The organism is Psychrobacter sp. AOP31-B2-9 (assembly GCF_052378005.1).
Taxonomy (GTDB): Bacteria; Pseudomonadota; Gammaproteobacteria; order Pseudomonadales; family Moraxellaceae; genus Psychrobacter.
The window spans coordinates 1-18,685 of sequence record NZ_JBQSXG010000027.1; the positions used below are offsets into that span (position 1 = coordinate 1).

18 protein-coding genes are annotated in these 18,685 nt (G+C 40.5%); 13 read left to right on the forward strand and 5 right to left on the reverse strand.

The genetic code is table 11. The annotated features are described in order from the left end of the window. Nucleotides 1-11: 11 nt before the first annotated feature. The 3 genes from ACT3SX_RS04970 to ACT3SX_RS04980 form a co-directional block, all read right to left on the reverse strand. Nucleotides 12-320: a hypothetical protein gene (locus ACT3SX_RS04970; protein ID WP_225739134.1), complete on the reverse strand. Its 309-nt coding sequence runs from the start codon at nt 318-320 to the stop codon at nt 12-14. Nucleotides 321-347: 27 nt separating this feature from the next. After that, nucleotides 348-1,028, reverse strand: a complete 681-nt coding sequence (gene lolD / locus ACT3SX_RS04975) for a lipoprotein-releasing ABC transporter ATP-binding protein LolD (RefSeq protein WP_192519028.1) — start codon at nt 1,026-1,028, stop codon at nt 348-350. 98 nt (nt 1,029-1,126) lie between these two features. Continuing rightward, on the reverse strand, nt 1,127-2,362 hold the full coding sequence (locus ACT3SX_RS04980; protein ID WP_192519027.1) for a lipoprotein-releasing ABC transporter permease subunit: 1,236 nt from the start codon (nt 2,360-2,362) through the stop codon (nt 1,127-1,129). Nucleotides 2,363-2,764: 402 nt separating this feature from the next. Here ACT3SX_RS04980 and ACT3SX_RS04985 point away from each other — a divergent pair, with 402 nt between their 5' ends. Then, nucleotides 2,765-3,739, forward strand: a complete 975-nt coding sequence (locus ACT3SX_RS04985) for a hypothetical protein (RefSeq protein WP_192519026.1) — start codon at nt 2,765-2,767, stop codon at nt 3,737-3,739. A 113-nt stretch (nt 3,740-3,852) separates the two neighbouring features. Here ACT3SX_RS04985 and ACT3SX_RS04990 read toward each other — a convergent pair whose 3' ends face one another. Next, the gene (locus ACT3SX_RS04990; RefSeq protein ID WP_192519025.1) at nt 3,853-4,242 is read right to left on the reverse strand and encodes an SCP-2 sterol transfer family protein; all 390 of its coding nucleotides are present in this window, start codon (nt 4,240-4,242) and stop codon (nt 3,853-3,855) included. A gap of 878 nt (nt 4,243-5,120) precedes the next feature. On the opposite strand from ACT3SX_RS04990, the gene ccoN reads away from it, so the two are divergent. The 6 genes from ccoN (at nt 5,121) to ACT3SX_RS05020 (ending at nt 11,155) form a co-directional block, all read left to right on the forward strand. Continuing rightward, the gene (gene ccoN, locus ACT3SX_RS04995; protein ID WP_192991986.1) at nt 5,121-6,602 is read left to right on the forward strand and encodes a cytochrome-c oxidase, cbb3-type subunit I; all 1,482 of its coding nucleotides are present in this window, start codon (nt 5,121-5,123) and stop codon (nt 6,600-6,602) included. A gap of 9 nt (nt 6,603-6,611) precedes the next feature. Then, nucleotides 6,612-7,250, forward strand: coding sequence for a cytochrome-c oxidase, cbb3-type subunit II (gene ccoO, locus ACT3SX_RS05000; RefSeq protein WP_192519023.1), 639 nt, complete (start codon nt 6,612-6,614; stop codon nt 7,248-7,250). Then, entirely contained in the window at nt 7,250-7,432 is a 183-nt protein-coding gene (locus tag ACT3SX_RS05005) for a cbb3-type cytochrome oxidase subunit 3 (protein ID WP_192519022.1), read from the forward strand. The genes ccoO and ACT3SX_RS05005 overlap by 1 nt, the downstream gene beginning before the upstream one ends. Further along, nucleotides 7,429-8,601: a cytochrome-c oxidase, cbb3-type subunit III gene (gene ccoP, locus ACT3SX_RS05010; RefSeq protein ID WP_192519021.1), complete on the forward strand. Its 1,173-nt coding sequence runs from the start codon at nt 7,429-7,431 to the stop codon at nt 8,599-8,601. The genes ACT3SX_RS05005 and ccoP overlap by 4 nt, the downstream gene beginning before the upstream one ends. A gap of 423 nt (nt 8,602-9,024) precedes the next feature. After that, on the forward strand, nt 9,025-10,434 hold the full coding sequence (gene ccoG / locus ACT3SX_RS05015) for a cytochrome c oxidase accessory protein CcoG (protein ID WP_192519020.1): 1,410 nt from the start codon (nt 9,025-9,027) through the stop codon (nt 10,432-10,434). Nucleotides 10,435-10,561: 127 nt separating this feature from the next. Then, nucleotides 10,562-11,155, forward strand: a complete 594-nt coding sequence (locus tag ACT3SX_RS05020) for a FixH family protein (protein ID WP_192519019.1) — start codon at nt 10,562-10,564, stop codon at nt 11,153-11,155. Nucleotides 11,156-11,247: 92 nt separating this feature from the next. Here the strand turns inward: ACT3SX_RS05020 and ttcA are convergent, their stop codons facing one another. Next, nucleotides 11,248-12,336 (reverse strand): tRNA 2-thiocytidine(32) synthetase TtcA, encoded by a 1,089-nt coding sequence (gene ttcA, locus ACT3SX_RS05025; protein WP_192519018.1) that lies wholly within the window; start codon nt 12,334-12,336, stop codon nt 11,248-11,250. Nucleotides 12,337-12,702: 366 nt separating this feature from the next. Here ttcA and queC point away from each other — a divergent pair, with 366 nt between their 5' ends. The 6 genes from queC to ACT3SX_RS05055 all read left to right on the forward strand — a co-directional run bounded on the left by queC (nt 12,703) and on the right by ACT3SX_RS05055 (nt 18,481). Next, entirely contained in the window at nt 12,703-13,482 is a 780-nt protein-coding gene (gene queC, locus ACT3SX_RS05030; RefSeq protein ID WP_192519017.1) for a 7-cyano-7-deazaguanine synthase QueC, read from the forward strand. Between the two features lie 387 nt (nt 13,483-13,869). Next, nucleotides 13,870-14,199, forward strand: a complete 330-nt coding sequence (locus tag ACT3SX_RS05035; protein WP_192519016.1) for a hypothetical protein — start codon at nt 13,870-13,872, stop codon at nt 14,197-14,199. A 167-nt stretch (nt 14,200-14,366) separates the two neighbouring features. Continuing rightward, nucleotides 14,367-14,864, forward strand: coding sequence for a peroxiredoxin (locus tag ACT3SX_RS05040; protein WP_192519015.1), 498 nt, complete (start codon nt 14,367-14,369; stop codon nt 14,862-14,864). Nucleotides 14,865-14,937: 73 nt separating this feature from the next. After that, a complete protein-coding gene (locus ACT3SX_RS05045) occupies nt 14,938-16,434 on the forward strand; it encodes a dihydrolipoyl dehydrogenase (RefSeq protein WP_192519014.1) in 1,497 nt (498 codons plus the stop codon). Between the two features lie 149 nt (nt 16,435-16,583). Beyond that, nucleotides 16,584-17,783: a mechanosensitive ion channel family protein gene (locus ACT3SX_RS05050; RefSeq protein WP_225739133.1), complete on the forward strand. Its 1,200-nt coding sequence runs from the start codon at nt 16,584-16,586 to the stop codon at nt 17,781-17,783. A gap of 296 nt (nt 17,784-18,079) precedes the next feature. After that, complete coding sequence (locus tag ACT3SX_RS05055; RefSeq protein ID WP_192519012.1) at nt 18,080-18,481, forward strand: hypothetical protein; 402 nt, start codon at nt 18,080-18,082, stop codon at nt 18,479-18,481. Nucleotides 18,482-18,685 lie beyond the last annotated feature (204 nt).

Consider the following 18,685-nt stretch of genomic DNA (forward strand, 5'->3'; position numbering starts at 1 on the left):
AATTATAAAACTCAGTCTTTTTCACTCTTACTGATTGCGCCTATAACATTGTCAGTCAGGTTATTATCCATTACAAATACATCCAATACGCTTTCGCCTTTAGACAGTGTATAACGCTTGCCTGTTGCACTGTCTTGAGCTTGTAGATCGTAATCCACACCTGCCAAAGTAATGGCATCAAAAACAGGCGTCAGCAAATCTATTTGCGTTTGTTCATCAATGGTATCAAATAACGTTGGGTCCATATAAGGCTTTAATGGCTCGTTACCCTCTTCAGCGCTACCAAAAGCAGCAATTGGATCTTCATTTTTATTCATCATAATTTATCCTTGTCAGCGCTGAGAGACTTAATATTCTGCCCAATATCCATTGCGAAGTAAGAGCTGACGATCTGCCAGTGCCGCTAAATTACGATCATGCGTCACCATTAATAATGCCGTTTGCATGGTGTTTTGCAGCTCTGACAACAGCCCAAAGACACTTTGCGCATTATCATAATCTAAGTTACCTGTTGGCTCATCTGCCAAAATAAGTGATGGCTTAGTCACTAACGCACGAGCAATCGCTACTCGTTGACGCTCACCGCCTGACAACTCACCGGGTCTATGCATCAAACGATGCTCAAGACCAACGCTTTCTAGGATTTCAATCGCTTGTTGACGTGCGACAGCCGTTGATACTTTAGGTCTCATCAGCAGTGGCATCGCGACGTTTTCGATAGCCGTAAATTCAGCCAACAGGTGATGAAACTGATAAATAAAACCCAAATGCTTATTACGCATCGCACCGCGCTCAGTTTCATTCATACTATTTAATAACTGCCCATGTAACCAAACTTCACCGCTGGTTGGTGTATCCAACCCCCCGAGCAAATGTAACAAGGTGCTTTTACCTGAACCACTGGTGCCGACAATAGCGATGCGCTCACCAGGCTTGACCGTCAAATCCAGACCAGTCAACACTTGCGTGCTGACCGCCCCTTCATCATATATCTTGTTGATATTTTTTGCCTCTAAAATAACAGACATGGCACTTCCTTTATTCTATTTATACGAGTATTAATGCTTTATAAAGTGTTATCAACTCTATATAGACTTTCAACGATCTCATCTGCTCACAAATTTATTTATTCGTAACGCAGCGTCTGGGCTGGCTGAATTTTAGCCGCTCGACGTGCTGGATAAATAGTTGCCAAGAAGCTCAGAGTAAATGAAGCACCTGTAATTAATACCACATCTACAAAACGTAACTGCGATGGCAGATAGTTAACAAAATAAGCATCAAATAAATTGAGGTTAAATGCTTGATTGATAAATCCCAAAATATCACTAACGGTAAGTGCAAATATGATACCCAGTATCGTGCCAGCAATCGTACCGATAAATCCAATGACCACACCTTGCACCATAAATACTTGAGTAATTAAGCGCGGAGAGGCACCAAAAGTTTTCAAAATTGCAATATCAGCTTTTTTGTCCGTAACGAGCATGACCAAACTAGACACGATATTAAAGGCGGCGACGAGAATAATTAAGAAAAGCAGTAATCCCACCATCGCTTTTTCCATTTGAATCGCACCAAATAAGTTACCATGCGTTTGTGTCCAGTCATTGGGATACAATTTTCCAGGCGCTAGCGCTGCCGCTTTTTCTGACTCTATTGGCGCAGTAAAAATATCATGGAGCTTCATGCGCACACCTTGCGCCCCTTCAGGCAGACGCATTAGTTTTGCTGCATCACTCATAGGAATAAAAGCCATTAAACTGTCCACTTCAGGGCTAATACTAAAAACACCTGTTAACGTAAAACGTTTAAATCGTGGTATCACGCCTGCCGGTGAAGGAGATGCCTCTGGCAATACTAGCGTGACTTTATCACCCAGTTGCAGTCCTAGTGACTGCACCATTTCTTCGCCCAGTACAATACTAAAATCACCGTCTTGTAGTGTATCAATGCTACCAGCAACCATATGATCATCAATGATAGACACTTTTTTCTCATATTCAGGATCAATACCCGTCACCATAATGCCTGCGACCTGACTATTTGATGTCAGCATCCCTTGCAATTGGATAAAAGGTGCCACTGCAGCAACTTCTGGATCTTCTTCAATCTTATCCGCTAATTCTCGCCAATCACTGATAATTTCTGATGAGACGACCGTTGCTTGCGGCACCATACCTAAAATACGAGTTTTCAACTCCCGATCAAAACCATTCATGACCGATAGCACTGTAATCAAGACAGCAACACCAAGAGTCAAACCAATCATTGAGATAAGCGAGATAAAGGAGATAAAACCATTACTACGCTCTGCTCGGGTATATCGTAAGCCGATAAACAACGCTAAAGGACGAAACATATTCAAACTCTTTATCTTATCTACGTGCAACTTTATATGTACTATAAAATGAGCACACAAATTGGGTTTCAGACGAGCCAAAGACAGCCGTCAAAAGGGAGCTAGTTTGACACAAATTCGCGGATATGTGCCAATCATTAGCAAAAACTGAGTATGATTTTTGCTAAAAAATGCGGTTTTGTTACTATTTTTTATGAGGGACTTGCTATTACTTGCGTCAATACCTATATATTGTATGCTAAGGACAATTGTCATTACCCATTCATTGTTGTTTGTTGACCTTTTGCTGACGACAACATTACAGACTATCAAAACCTTCATATTCAATAAATTAAGGTTATGATGGTCAGTAATAGCAGTTTTAGCGCCAAACTTCACGTTGACTTAATTTTGAGTATTCTCATGACCATCAATTATCAATATAAGAACATCCAGGCCCCCACCAAGATCACTTTAACCGATGAGCAATCTGCAGGTCATGCTGATCATTGGCGCATTTTGACCGAAGACATGAGTCATGACGTGCCAGAATGGCTACAGAAAATGATTGAACACGCAGCGATGCCTAAAGGCCTTAATAGTAATGTCAGCTCTCAAGATAGCTGTTTACTCCTATCGGAAGATCAGCCCTGTCATATCAATCAAGTACTCGCGATGAATAACGGCAAGCCTGAGTGCTTCATCAATGCCTACCCTTGCGTCGATAGTCCATATGGTCTGCATTGTAAAATTGAGCGCATTATCGTGAACGACAATTCCCATGATGCGGTACTGCGCTTGCATACAGCTGACGGTAGTATTATTTATGCTTTTGATCAGCTTTATACCACCAATCGTCACCTATACCAGCGAGATAGCTCTTATTTTGTCAACTTTAGCGCTTGGGCACACGAAATTAAACCGAGCGAACAAAACGAAGTAATTATGGTCGAAGATCAAGAGTCCATTCGCTACCATCGTGCTTTCAATGATATCGTGGCAGCCAATGATGGAAAAATACCTGATGACCTGCAAGAGCAAATCAAAGAGTGGAAGCCTGAGACCAAAGAGCAAATGGCACCAGTCGAGATCAACTTGGGTCACATGTGTGCTTATCTATTTGGTGATACGCTTGGACAAGAGGATGAAGCATGGTGTCAAGGTCAAGTACTTGGCAAGCAAGAAACCGTATTCAATGGTAAGTCAATTATTCTGTTCGACGTGGTGGTATTACGTGAACAAGATGCAGATCCATTTGTAATACGTATCGGTGCACTTAATACACCAGAAACTGCGACCATTAAAGTACACGACTATGTGCAAGCAAACGTCTGGCTGCAAGCGGCAATCTATAAACAAAACCAGAAAAATACATCGCAAAAATCCAAAGTTAGCTAGTAAAATACCGAATATGCAACTGTCTAACCTACCGATAAAAAAGCCTCTAATATATTAGAGGCTTTTTTGCATATCTATTCTCATTATTCAACAACAATCATATAGACCTAAAATTAAGCCATCGTCGTCATTGACTTAATACGCATATACAGCTCTTTTTGTTCATCACTTGGACGTGCTGTTTGCACTGCCATTAATTGTGACATATCACCTTCTACACGGATTTTGCCACCCATAAACGCACCCATGATTTCATTGGTATCAAAATCAGTGATGATTGATTGCAAAATACTGCGATCCAGAAGCAATGTCGTCGTTGCAGCATCGTTCAAACCGCGATGTAATAAACCATTGGTGAAATTAGCTTCGATATCCTGTTCAGTATCCGACACCTTTAAATTGACGACCATACTTGCAAGTGCTGGTGGTAAATTCAGCTCACCTGCTTCCTGACCCATCTGCTCAACTTGCTCAAACCATTCGTTTGTCAAAAAAACTGCCATGCTATTGTCCTTGATTTATATTATTTAAGAATAGAGGTTTTTAGTACCCTTACCTAATTGGTTAATTATTTATAAGGTAATTACTAGGGCGTGTCCTCTAAAAAGAGCCTTTATTTTTCAAAACAGTGATATCAACAATCAACCACTATATTTATCGGTATTATAAGGGTCATGTTGATAATAAGTAAAACTTAATTAGAAGACTCATGCTGTTATTGTTACAAAACTCTTTCTAGGGTTTATAAGCAAATACTGTATTTATTGTTATTGATTGATACAAATACATCCCCTAGAATAGCGACAACTTTGTGTATAAAATAGACCGAAAGTATGACAGCGATAAGTTGTTCGCTATATTTTTTACCAAAGAGTTTGTATTTTGCCGCATAGTTCTGATGATATTTTATTAGGATTGCGTTACAATACCCTTAAACAGAGTCGGGAGTTTTAACTAAACATTACGTAAACATGTTTTTTTGTCAGCCGCCGCTAGCATACTTCTATGGTCAGTGCGTTCTTACGGCCCTATGGATATTGGTATCTATCTTCATTGGTACAGATTTTGGTAATAATTAAGATAAATACTTAGTCTCATTAGATGTTTGATGCTCAAAACGGCACATTTTCTTATTCACCTGAACAGTTTATTAATAATCCTACTATCGATTGATCATGAGCGCTGTGTATTTTAGACGCCTCTGTATATATGAGTACCAGCTGATATATAATTCAGATTGATAGTTAATAATGTTACAGCGATAAGTAAGCCAAAAATAGCATGTACCGCAACTACTATTTGATTATCCATTATTATGATACAGATAGCGCGGAGCGTTAGTTAATTCTGTTGATAATTCGGGCTGTAAAGGAATCATCCAATGAGTTTACAAAACACAGCAGTCGCCCCAGTGGACCGTGAGTACGAAATTACTATCGTAAGATTCTTTACGATAATGGCCGTTGCATGGGGCATCGTCGGCATGAGTATTGGTGTGTTCATTGCTTCACAGTTAGCATGGCCAGCACTTAACTTTGATACTCCATGGCTGACTTTTAGTCGTTTAAGGCCGCTACATACCAATGCGGTCATTTTTGCGTTCGGTGGCTCTGCCCTGTTCGCCACATCTTACTATATCGTTCAGCGTACCTGTAAGACAAGATTGTTTGCACCTTATCTGGCTTGGTTTACCTTTTGGGGTTGGCAAGCAGTGATCGTGTCAGCAGTCATTACGCTTCCTTTAGGTTTAACCTCAACAAAGGAGTACGCTGAACTTGAATGGCCAATCGATATTTTGATTGCACTGGTATGGATATCATATGCCATTGTGTTCTTTGGAACACTTATCAAACGTAAGACCTCACATATTTATGTGGCTAACTGGTTTTTTGCAGCTTTTATTATTACGATTGCGTTACTGCATATCGTAAACAGCATGTCGATTCCTGTTAGTGCATTCAAGTCTTATTCGTTATTTGGCGGTGCAACTGATGCGATGGTGCAGTGGTGGTACGGTCATAATGCCGTAGGCTTTTATCTAACGGCAGCCTTCCTTGGAATGATGTACTATTTCGTTCCAGTACAGATTGGTCGCCCTATCTATTCTTACCGTTTATCTATCGTTCACTTTTGGGCATTAATTGCTTCATACATGTGGGCTGGTGGTCACCATTTGCATTATTCAGCGCTTCCAGATTGGACGCAGTCATTAGCAATGGTATTCTCAATCATCCTATTTGCACCATCTTGGGGTGGTATGATCAACGGTGTACTAACACTATCTGGAAGTTGGGATAAGTTACGTACCGATCCAATCATTCGCTTTATGATTGTTGCACTGTCGTTCTACGCCATGTCGACATTCGAAGGCCCAATGATGTCTATCAAGACAGTCAATGCACTATCGCATAACACGGATTGGACCGTAGGGCATGTACACTCAGGTGCGCTTGGTTGGGTAGGTATGATTACCATTGGTTCACTATACGTATTATTACCACGTATTTATAACAAACCAAAAATGTATTCTATCAGCTTAATCACCACGCATTTCTGGCTAGCGACTGCAGGTACTATTTTCTATATTGTATCTATGTGGATCTCAGGTATTGGTCAAGGCATGATGTGGCTTGCAACTAATCCAGATGGCACATTGGTTTATAGCTTCGTTGATACCGTCCAATTCTCACATTTCCCATATATTGGTCGTGCTTTTGGTGGCTTCTTATATGTATCTGGAATGTTCGTTATGGCTTATAACTGCTATAAAACACTCAAGATGCCAGAAGGTAAGCCTGTAGATGTCGCTGATCCAACGGATCATGAACCTAGTGTCGAAAAACCTTCGACAGCTAACGTATAAGGAGCGATCATGGCTGGTACACCGCATGAAATTATTGAAAAAAATACAGGCTTGTTGGTCATCGGTATTGTTATTGCTATTAGCTTCGCAACGCTAGTTGAAATCGTACCACTGATATATGACAACAAAGCTCCTGAAGAAGGTGGCGTAAACGCTCCCCTTCCCACTATGGAACCATGGACTGCACTAGAGTTCGAAGGTCGTGATATTTATATTCGTGAAGGTTGTCACGTCTGTCACACTCAAATGATTCGTCCACTACGTGCTGAAGTCGAACGTTATGGACCATATTCGCGTGCTGCAGAATCCACATGGGATCATCCATTCTTATGGGGCTCAAAACGTACTGGACCAGATCTAGCACGAGTTGGTGGACGCTATTCTGAAGATTGGCAAAAGCAGCATTTGATTGCACCACGCTCACTCGTTCCTGAATCTGTAATGCCTGGGTTCCCTTGGCTTGCTGAGAATGAAGTGGATGGTGAAAACATTCAAAATAAAATGCGTCTATTCCGTGATCGCTTCGGTGTTCCTTATACTGAAGAAGATATCGAAAAAGCACCAGATGCTGTACTTGGTGCCACTGAGCTTGACGCTTTGGTTGCCTATCTACAGCAACTAGGCACAGCGATGGAAGGACAGCGCTAATGGGTATTGGTGAATTACAAACAATTGCGACCGTTTCTGCCTTTGTTGCCTTCGTAGGTGTTGCATGGTGGGCGTATTCGCCAAAAAACAAAAAACGCTTCGAAGAAGATGCACAACTTGCGCTTGATGACGAGGATATAAAATCTCTGTCTGAAGAGCAACGCAATAAGGATGAACGATGACATTTTTTTGGAGTTCTTGGATTACTATAATAAGTATCGGCTGCTGGCTGTTCATTCTTGGGGTTTTGTTATTTGTTCTAAAATACAAACCCGAAGTAGAAGAAGATGGCACCACTGGCCATACCTATGACGGTATCAAAGAATATGACAAACCATTGCCTAAGTGGTGGCTAGTAATATTTTTTGGCTCAATCTTTTGGGGTGTTGCCTACTGGGTGTTTTTCCCAGCTATATTCCCGTCAAAATGGGAAGGTTTAGCTACAGAAGTAGTCGATGGCAAAACTGTACCATGGACTACTAAAACTGAGCTTGCAAGTGACCTTGAAAGCAACGATAAACTTTTTACGGATAACTTTGAGCAGAATATCTTGGCAAAAGCAGACGCCAGTGGTGCTACCGCTACGTTAGCAACACTTGCTGATATGCAAGCAACATTGCGTCATAGCGAAACAGCGCCTGATAACTTGCAGGATCAAATCAATGATAAGGTAACAGAACTTGCGCCTTATGTTGAGAAGCTATCAACAAACCCAAATGCATTGAAGGCTGGTAGCCGTTTATTCTTGCAGAACTGTTCGGTTTGTCATGGATCTAATGCTAAAGGTGCAACTGGCTATCCGAATCTTACTGATAACGATTGGTTGCATGGTGGAGAGCCTGGCAATATCTTGCTTACTTTGCATAATGGTTGGCATGTTGGTGTAGACTACAAGAAAGAACCTGAAAAACTACCAATGCCTGCGTGGCGTGACAACCTTGGTGAAGATGGTGTCCGTGCGGTTGCTGAATATGTACTATCTATCTCTGGCAACCAAAATGATTATGATCTTGATCAAACCATGGTTGCGCAAGGTAAAGTACTTTTTGAACAACCAACCAACTGTGTACTTTGTCATGGTACAGACGCTAAAGGCATGATTTCAGCAGGTGCACCTAACTTAACTGATAATATTTGGTTGTTTGGTGGTGATCGTGAAACTATTCGTGATACCTTACGCTATGGTCGTGCTGGCGTTATGCCTGCATGGGAAAGCAAGCTAGGTAACGAACGCATTATGCTACTTGCTGCCTACGTTTACTCATTGTCAGATAAGACAACTCAACCTACCTCTCAAACTGCGGTAACAGCTACACCAGCAACCGAAGTGGTAGAAACTACTGCTAATTAATACTTTTTAGTCAGTGATTTTAGTCGTAAATGAATGAATTTGAATGAAGGGAGAACTGTTATTGCAGTTCTCTCTTTTTTTATACAGCTATCTTTTGACCTATTTAGTAGGCTATCGATTTGCTTATAGCAAGTCATAATATATTGATTGCTTTTTGAGATTATCACCCCATTTTTAGCAAAGAGAATGTTAAAATAGTCATACCTAAAAACATCTCTTTAGTCGCTGATTTAAAGAACTGTTTTCATTCTCATTAAGCTATTCGTAATCGATCATTTGGTAGATAAGATAAACTATTTTGCGATGCAATAATTTATCCGCTACTTACTGACATTGATAACATTGCACCCTCATACATCTGATAATCACAGATGTTTGTTCATCATGCCAGCAAACTGATTCTTTTTTTAAAGAGGCACGTTTATGTCAGCACAACAACCCAATAAAATTCCTGTACAACAGGTTGACCTTGATGCGACCAAGCACCGTGTTCATCCTAGATTTGTTAAAGGTTTTTATCAAAATATTCGTATCATCACAATGTATGCACTTTTGGCAGCATTTTTGCTTTTGCCATGGCTACGTTACAATGGTAGACAGGCAATATGGTTTGATGTTCCTTCGCAGCATTACTATATTTTTGGTATGACTTTTTTAACCCAAGATTTTTATTTTATTGCGGCCTTTGCGATCATTGCTGCTTTTACATTATTTATGGTAACGGTTTATGCAGGTCGTGTATGGTGTGGCTATGCGTGTCCCCAGACGATTTGGACTCACCTTTATCAACATGTCGAAAAATGGGTGATTGGTGACCGTAATAAACGTGTCAAATTTGATAAAGCACCAATGAGTGCAACAAAGGCCTTTAAGCGCTTTTTAATATATTTTATTTGGTTTGCACTGTCAGTAATTACAGCAGCGACTTTTGTGAGCTACGTTGCTGGAACAGATTATTTATATCATAGCTGGCAAATGATGGGGTTTGTTCCTCTCCCCGACTGGCCAACATGGATATGGGTATCTATGTTTATCTTTACCTTTGCGACCTACGCCAATGCGGGTTACATGCGTGAGCAGATGTGTATCCAAATCTGTCCGTATGGACGTTTTCAAAGCGTGATGTTTGATAAAGACACCTTGGTTGTGTCTTATGATTATGAACGCGGTGAGCCACGCGGTGCACGCAAAAAAGGCACACATCCTGAGCATTTAGGTGACTGTATTGAATGTACCATGTGTGTGCAGGTCTGCCCAACTGGTATCGATATTCGAGATGGATTACAAGTTGCTTGCATCCAATGTGCTGCTTGTATTGATGCTTGTAATGAAATCATGGATAAAGTTGGTTATTCACGAGGACTTATTCGATATACAACAGAACGACAATTGTCAGAAAAAGAAAATACCCGTGTTATCAGTCCACGCCTATTTGCCTATTTAGCCGTTATTAGCATTTTATGTGGTGGTGTTATTTATGCATTGACGGATCGCGTGCCCTTAGAGATTGATATTCGCCGTGACCGTAATCAGTTGTCTTCCGTTAACAATCAAGGCATGATCGAAAACAGCTATATCGTTAAGCTGACTAATAAAACTCAAGAACCTCATAGCTATAAAATAACCCTCACACCACAAGATGGTCTAAGTTTAGAACTTCGGTTTAATGATGTACCATTAGAAGCAGGTGAAAATTTCGATATGCCAGTGAGTATTTATGGTGATCCTGATGTTATCGATTTTGAACAGACACCAATTACCTTAAATGTAACTAGTGAAGATGGTCAATATAAAGCCAGTAAACAAAATGTATTTACCACTCAAGGTCAGTAGGCTGCCGTAAGCTATTTATTATCGAGCTTGCCTACAATTATATATTTTACCTGTTACCATTGCATTGGCTAGCAGGTAAATCGTTTATAGATATCTATTTAATAGATGTCTAATTGATAGGTGTTTTATGTCTACTCCAGCATCAAAATTTAAGCACCAAGACACTCAGCCATGGTACAAAAACTACATGGTTGTTATCTTTGTGATTGGCATGCCCGCATTTGTGGTCGTTGCTTGTATATATTTCGTTTACTACTCTTATCAAATTCGCGACAGTGTCGTGCGTGATGATTGGTACATGGACGGCAAGACACTCTATCAAGATGTGTCACGTGATAAGCTCACTTATGATTTGGACTTACATGGCAAAATGCATTTTGCCGATAATGGCGATATTGTCTTTTATTTAGAGTATCCTGAACAAAGTTTACAATCAGGTGAATTATTGAACGGTACGCCGCTTACTTATCCTGATACGCTAGATCTATCTATCTCGCATGCAACTGATATTAAAAAAGACCATGATGTGGTACTACAACATCAAGAAGGCAATAAATACAGCGCACATGCAGATATCGATCCGGTCAAGGCCAAATACTATGTTCACGTAAGCAACAGTGGTACAAATAATTGGCGTATGCAAGATGTTGCAAAGCTGCCACGTTCAGACATCAGTTTTGCTCCCTTACCAGCATTTGCCAAGCAGTCCTCTGAGAAATAAATCCCAATATATAAATATATAAAAAATCAGACCTTAGGGTCTGGTTTTTTATATTGAGCATCGAATGCCACAAAGGTTTCGCTATAAAACTGTCAAATAATGGGATTAATCGTTGGGATTTTTTGTGTTGTGCGATTTTGCTCTACTGCTTGGTCGGATGCTGATGGATGCTGCTGCTCACTCATAAACTTTGGATTAAACGTTTGAGTTTTTGGTGAAACGGGTAATCCAATCTCAGCCAGACTATCGGCCTGTCCTGCTTGAATATTATCACCTTCAAACAAACGCTCGTTGTCATCACGGTCGAGACTTAATTGTTCAAAATCAAACAATTCACGATCGGCCAATTGTGATGGTGCAACGTTTTGCATCGCTTTAAAAATAGACGCTAATCGCTGTGGATGCGCATCATCCCACTCTCGTAGCATGTCATTAATGATGGCACGTTGTAGATTGGTTTGGCTACCACACAAGTTACATGGAATAATCGGGAATTCTTTTAATTTAGCGTATTCGATGATGTCTTTTTCTTCGACATAAGCCAATGGACGAATCAGCATGTTTTGCTTATCATCGCTCAGAAGCTTTGGTGGCATTGATTTTAATGTACCACCATGAAATAAGTTCAAAAAGAATGTGGCCAACATATCATCACGGTGATGACCCAGTGCAATTTTGGTCGCGCCAATTTGCTTAGCAAAGCCATATAATGAGCCACGGCGTAAGCGCGAACAAGCCGAGCAGTAAGTTTTGCCTTCTGGTACCACGCTTTTGACAATACTATAAGTGTCTTTTTCTAGGATATAGTGAGCAATGCCCTGTTCATTTAGATAGGCTGGCAAAATATCTTCTGGGTAACCAGGTTGTTTTTGATCAAGATTCACCGCAACGATATCAAAGCTAATAGGCGCAATACGCTTGAGTAATAACAAGATATCAAGCAAGGTATAGCTGTCCTTACCGCCTGACACGCAAACCATCACCACATCACCCTCTTCGATCATATTAAAATCACGAATCGCCCAAGACACTTGTCTACGTAGTTTTTTCTGGAGCTTTTTAAACGCTGCTGACTCAGAAGACAATGATGGCTCAGTTGTCACTTCTTTGTCATTGATATTATCAACAGATATATCGTCAAACTCAGGCGTAGTTGGTGTAAATAAAGTCGCTGCGGTCATAAGTTACTCAATATCTTTACAAGGATGGTTTTGCTATAAAGCAATTTACGATTTAAGAAGAGTCAAAAGTAGTAAAAAAGCATGTATAGTCGATCCACTATAAAACAAATACAGCGATACGGGTTACATTTTGAGCCGCCTCTGTCTGCGTAGGCACAGCAAGCAAGAAAAATGTAACCCGTATTTGTGGTTGTGCCTCTTTTATTTAGGACTGACTATATTAACGTGGATACTTTCAAAGTAACAATTATAACAAATATTATCAGCAGTTTGAAAAGCGCACATTAAATAATGGCATTATGGTTCTGTAACGTAGGGATTTTTGCTAAAATAACTGTTTTTCGCAAACCAATAACAGATACCCTTATGACTAACATTACCTCACAGAGCACTGCCAATCCTCAAACATCCGATACTGATTCAATCACCCTTCATAGCAACCAGAATGCTGTTGTACTATTATCAGGTGGGCTTGATTCTGTTACTTGTTTATATTGGGCCAAGGCACGTTATGCCTCTGTAACGGCTGTTAGTTTTGATTACGGTCAACGTCATAATAGCGAGCTGGTCGCAGCAAAATCAATTGCGGAGACGGCTGGAGTCAATCATAGAATCATCGATATTGATATCGCTCAACTTGGTGGCTCATCACTCACAGATCACAGTATGGTCGTCCCTGATGGAGACGCTGATAAATTTCCCAATAAAAAGCATGACGAGATCGATAACGACGCCATTCCCAATACTTATGTACCAGCACGCAATACTATATTTTTGTCTTATGCCTTAGCAGTCGCTGAAGTGACCGATGCCAACCATATCGTCATTGGTGTCAGCTCAGTCGACTACTCTGGCTATCCTGATTGTCGTCCAGAGTATATTTCTGCGTTTGAACATATGGCCAACCTTGCCACAAAAGCAGGTGTCACTGGTCATCATTTATCGATTCAAACACCCTTGCAGCAATTATCAAAAGCAAAAACTATCGAGCTTGGTTTGTCATTAGGTGTCGATTATGGACAAACTATTTCTTGCTACCGTGCCGATGAAAACGGTCTGGCTTGTGGTGTATGTGATAGTTGTACATTACGTCGTCAGGGTTTTGAACAGGCTGATGTTGCGGATCCTACCAAGTATCGCTCTTGATACATCCTACTAGCCCCCATAGCAGACGCTAGTACTACTTAACATTCGAACAACATTTGCTTGCATTAACACAGCATGTCATCGCTGTATTTTAGTTCATATACTTGCTATGGTATTGAGCATTGGATTTATCGAAAGAAAGATATAAATAATCATATTGATCATCGGATCGTTAGGGCACGCCCTCAGTTAAAGCAATAGTCCTCTAAATGGGCTGAATTTGCCAAACATCATCAAATAGTAGGTTTATATTTCGATATCAACCTGCTTCTTTTCTGGTTTGACAGAACTCTATTTCATGTTTACCAGCATTTTTAAAATGAGAATATGCCCTAATAATCCGCGCACCACACTCAGAAAACTGACTCCACCTGTAAGAGGATATTTATGAAGCTTTTATCAGTACTACCCTTAGCCTTGGCTGCCATTTTTGCAATACCACAAGCAAATGCTGCGGATATTAAGCAAAATAATATTAATACTTGCGTTGATGGTGCGGTTAAATACAAAGTCGCTGATAAAAGCACTGCGACCAAACTGTGTAATTGTACTATTGATGTCCGCAGCAAAATGACGATCGGTCAAATGTGGGAAATTGAAAGCTACGCGCAAGACAAAAAAGACCCCTCTGGTCTCCCTTATGTCAAAACCATGCAAAAAGATTTGCAGCAATGTACCGATGGTTTAGATTTGCAGCCACCTCAAAAGCCTGCTTAACCCACCAATCCTTCTACATAAAAAAGACTGGCAATAGCCAGTCTTTTTTGTTGGTGATAAAGGTATAAAATGTAAAACTGATTATGTATTTCTGCTAATCTGCCTATAATAAGAATACGATCTACAGATAATACCACTATACAACCAAAACGAATAAGGACTCTACAATGGCAAAGCCAACCACAGAAAAGCTAAACTTACCTGACTTTCCCGTCACGATAGTACGAGAACTAGATGGCAACTTTATTCATGATGAGATAAACCTAAAAGAGATGGTGGCCAATACTAATAAAGGACTTATCCTGTATTTTTATCCAAAAGACAATACACCAGGCTGTACCACGCAAGCGACAGAGTTTACCGCGCATCTCAACGAATTTGATGACTTAGGCTATGACATTATCGGTGTCTCACGCGATAGTGTGCAGTCGCACGAAAAATTCATCGCGAAACATGACCTAAATATTGCGCTGATCAGCGATCCTGACGAAAAATTATGCCAATATTTTGAGGTCATCAAAGAAAAAAACATGTACGGGAAGATAACGCTAGGGTTAGTTCGCTCTGCATTTGTTTTTGATACAAATGGCATGCTAACTCATGCTCAGCGTAATTTACGCGCTAAAGGCTATACCGAGCGATTGTTTGAAACGTTAACCCCTTAACTATTTAGTCAAATAGCGATGTTAAATACGATAAATATAATAAGTCATAATCCATTTATAACTTGAGAATAATATGAGTAAAAAGTCTAATACTGATGCCAAAAGTGCCGCACCCAAAATCACGCGCAGAGTATCCGTAGCTGTCATTGGTGCAGGCACTGCTGGTCAAAACGCCTTTCGCCAAGCCAGCAAAACCCATGATGACATCGTCATCATTAATGATGGATTTTGGACAACTACATGTGTTCAAGTTGGCTGTATGCCAAGCAAACTGTTGATTGCAGCCGCTGAACGTGCACACGAGGCCAATCATTCTGCAGATTTTGGTATTCACGCCACAGCTCAAATTGACAGTAAGCAAGTGATGAAGCGCGTTCGTGATGAGCGCAATCATTTTGCCAGTTTCATCAAAAAACAAGTCGCAGAATGGCCTGAAGATAAGAAAATCGACGGCCGTGCACATATCAATGAGCATGGATTGATCGAAGTAAATAATCAGGTGATTGAGGCCCAAAAAATCATCGTTGCCACAGGTAGCACACCATTTATTCCAGATGGCTGGGCTGATAAGCTAGGTAATACTTTACTGACGTCTGACATCGTATTTGAGCTGCCAGAATTACCGAAATCGATGGCTGTTGTTGGCGCTGGAGCCATTGGCCTAGAACTTGCGCAAGCATTCACACGTTTAGGTGTAGAGGTCACTCTATTTAATCGTGTCAAACGCGTAGCTGGACTTCAAGATAATGATATTAATGATAAAGCGATCGACTGCTTAAGCAATGAGCTAACTATGCATTTGGGTAGTGAAATCGGCAATGTGGGCACATTGAAAAACCAAAGTAGTAAAAAGCCAATAGCATTTCTCGATTATAAAAACAGCGCGGGTGAAAAGCAACAATGGCAAGGTGAATATGTACTAGTCGCAACCGGTCGCCGCAATACCATAAAACAACTGGGAATCGAAAATCTAGGAGTTGAGCTTGATGAAAAAGAGCGTCCAAAAAACTTGAGTAAAAAAACAGGAAAAATTGGTGATTTAAATGTCTATATTGTTGGTGATGCCAATGTAAACATACCGCTGTTACATGTAGCCAGTGATGAAGGCTATAGTGCAGGTAATATGATTTGTGGTAATAAAAAGCATGCTTATATACGCCCGCCAGCAATTCCTTTCTCTATCGTCTTTTGCTCACCACAAATTGCCAATGTCGGCATGTCATTACCAGAAATCCAGCAAGACTCAAGCTTAGAGTATGTCATCGGTAGCGTCAGTTTTGACAATCAGGGGCGTAGTCGCGTGATGGGTGTCAACTGTGGCTTACTGCATATTTATGGCTGCAAAAAAACCGACCGAATTCTAGGCGCAAGTATGGTAGGACCTGATGCTGAATATATCGGTCATATTTTGGCAACAGCAATTACCAACGACATAAGTGTTAAGAATATGCTTGACACACCTTTTTATCACCCAACCATACTAGAAGGTCTGCGTACTGCATTACGTGATGTTCAGCATAAGATGGAAATACCTTATCAGAACCAAGATGCACAGGAAGATAACTTTTAACGATCCGTGCAGCTACCGACTTAAAAAATATACTGAGTATCAATCATCATGCATATTGTATTTCATTGTACCAATGACTTAAGATAACTTATAATCAAATATCTTATGTAAGACACTTTGTATGTACCAAACTATGCATGGATCAAAAAATGCCGATCGCTAGTATTACTGATTTTTTTAAAGAGATTGTTCGTGATCTCCATACTAGTCTTTACCTTGCACTTGGCGGCTCTGCGGATGAAGAGTCACTGGACTGGTCATCTCAAGCAGTTGAACTGGCAAGTACTGCTATCAAAATCCTAATACTGCTTGCAGTATTGGGATTTTTTTATTGGCTTGCCATTTATGTCATAAAGCAAAGTAAAACAAAAATTCGTTTGAATGAGCGTCGTATTAAGATTGTCCGATCAGTGCTGCGTTATATTTGGATTGTAGCAAGTTTGATTGCCATCATGAGTCAAATCTACTTTGAACCAGACACCATTAAAGCTACTGCCAAAGCAAGCACTTGGGCGGGGGTTTACTATGTACTTTGGACCTCTTCAGGGCAAATCATTCATAGAGTTTTGCAACATTATGGGCTCAACGCGTCCATAGAACAACTGCTCAAAAATATCTTGTCTGTACTACTATTAGTACTCGGACTCGCTAGCGTCATGGCACAATTTGGTTTTGACATCGTGTCATTGGTAGCAGGTTTAGGTATCGTAGGTTTAGCAGTCGGTTTTGCCGCTCAATCAACACTGGCTAACTTTATCGCTGGTATCACGATCTTACTTGAGCAATCTTTTCAAGTAGGTGACTGGATTCATATTAACGAAAATGAAGGTCGTGTGGTACTTATCGCCTTACGCACCACCCATATTCTGACTCGAGATAACATCACTGTCATTATCCCAAACTCTAATGTCGCCTCATCTGAGGTTACCAACTTAACCTCAAAAAGCTTTATACGTTTTGACATTCGTGTCCGTATTGCCTTTGAAGATGATATCGATACTGCTCGCAACGCGATTTTACAAGTGCTCACTGACACTGAGGTGGTACTGAGCCGTCCCGAAACCTCAGCCACTGTTGATGAAGTTGGTGAGTATGGTGTGTTCTTTATTGTGCGGTTCTGGGTTAAACCAGCCGCTGTTGCACGTATGCCCAAAATTAAAGAGAATTTAAGAGAAGATATCAAACATGCGCTTGATGCGGCGAATATCTCAACTCCGTATCCTCATATGCGTTTACTCATGCCAAAAGACGTCGACTACCCTATCGCAACCAAGCCGTTTGCGACTACGACTGAGTTCGTTTCAAACGATAAACTGACATCACCTACCTTAACTAAGACAGATCATTGATGTGCATATGTAGCACTTCTTTTAATGTCAGCTTTTAAAGCCAGCTCAACTTAACTCTATTGAAGTAAGTTTAACTTCCAATTCATTCAGCTTTTATCGCATGTATCTGCAGATGTCTACAGGTACATTTTTGCTGAATCCTTGATATGCTGAAACAGTAAGCAACAGATCTCTGGCATCAGTCAATGCAAAGCGCAACAGATGTGCTTATTAAGTAAATGAATTGCTCGTATAGATTGATACTCTTGCAGCAGGTCTGGTCAACGTTGATTGATTACTGATAGGGAGCTCTACGCATGCAAATAAAATTAAGACTCACTCAAGCCTTGAGTGTAGCTGGTACTAGTTTAATATTGACGACAGGAGCATTTGCCAGCCAACTGACTAATGGAGACTTTGAGCTAAATCCGCCGGCCAGTGGATTCGGTAATCACATCGGTCATCCTATTACTCCTTGGGTGTTAGGTTCGGGTGACCCTTCAAGCTTCATAAAGACTAACCAAGGTATCAACGCTACAGGACAAGGCCCTCGTAAAGACGCGTCAAATGAACCATCAGGAACTATTAGACATTATCTTGATATTGCTAATGGCAGTAATGACTTCTATCAAACCTTTATAGCAAAAGTATCAAACCCTCCAAAAATATTGGATGGTCATCTGCTACGGTTACTGTGGTTATCCTCTCCATTTCTTTAGTATAGAACAAATATTACGTTAACTTACCAGTTTCTTACAGGTTTATTAACCATTGTGACATTGCCTCTTATAATGCTAGCGCAGATCCTCATTTTAGAATGGCGATAAACGTGAAATAAACAGCAGTCAAACAAGAAGAACAGTACAGATAATATCGAGATTTTAGCAAGCTACTTGGCGCAGTTTGGCAATGATTTAACCACT